The sequence below is a fragment of the Acinetobacter sp. TYF_19 genome, from assembly GCF_043105125.1.
Lineage (GTDB): Bacteria > Pseudomonadota > Gammaproteobacteria > Pseudomonadales > Moraxellaceae > Acinetobacter > Acinetobacter johnsonii.
On record NZ_JBICLH010000054.1, the window covers coordinates 1 to 1,011 of the forward strand.

Sequence of the window (1,011 nt, forward strand, 5' to 3'; positions counted from 1 at the left end):
GATTTGATGTTTTCAATGTCGTAAATGGGTTGGCCATAAGATTGGCTGCTGATGATTTGCTTTTTAGCAGGTGAATCGCTCTCTATATCGATGCATGAGATCCCATTCAATTCGCGTACGGTCTTTTCCATGATAATGCTGAACTGCATTTTAATTTCTGCCGGGTGCGCTTGAACTAAATCCAAAACTGTACGGATATTCATTGCATTAAGCTTTTTACAGTTCTGACGCCCAACACCCCAAACCTCGCCAACGTCGATCTGTGCAAGCATGGCCTCAGTAGAGCAAGGATCCATATCGACTAGATTGCATACCCCATTAAAAAACTTATTCTTCTTGGCTAGATGGTTGGCAATTTTTGCTTCAGTTTTTGAGCGTCCAATGCCCACACAGCAGGGTAAAGTGAGCCACTGCCAAGCAGTTTTACGAATGTCTTGGGCATAGTCGGTTAAATCAAATAAATGCTCATAGCTGGTGAGATCCAAGAAGCATTCATCAACTGAATAAATCTCTTGTTCTCCTGGTGCAACATACATCCCCAGTAAAGTCATAAAACGACGAGACATGGCTCCATAAAGGGCAAAGTTGCTGGAGAACACCTGAACATCATGCTTCTTGATGATGTCTTGAATTTGGAATACTGGCACACCCATTTTAATGCCAATATCTTTGGCTTCTTGGGAGCGTGCCACGGCACAACCATCATTACTCGAGAGAACAATGACCGGACGATTATTAAGGGACGGATTAAAAATACGCTCACAACTGACGTAGCAGTTATTCACGTCAACTAACGCGAATATACGATTTTCAGCTTTCATTTTTTATACTTCTTATTTGCTGGTAGAGCGTCTATAAAATTGCTTGAGGTTGAAGGTCACAACCCCTTGGATGGAGATAGACTGACTGTCTTTCGGAATTATATGCTCGTAAGCTGGGTTTTCAGCTCTTAGCCAAATAGGGGGAAGTTCATAGTTTTCATCCCCAAACATTTCTTTGATTTCTTGTTTT

General features: G+C 41.8%; 1 protein-coding gene and 1 pseudogene. Both read right to left on the reverse strand.

Going from position 1 to position 1,011, the window contains the following annotated elements; all coding sequences use genetic code 11:
• Window positions 1-821, reverse strand: an 821-nt coding sequence (locus tag ACF8FD_RS06995; protein WP_392453293.1) for a Y-family DNA polymerase, incomplete at its 3' end; no start/stop codon positions are given.
• Window positions 822-833: 12 nt separating this feature from the next.
• Window positions 834-1,011 (reverse strand): annotated as a pseudogene (locus ACF8FD_RS07000) (LexA family transcriptional regulator); the annotation flags it as partial.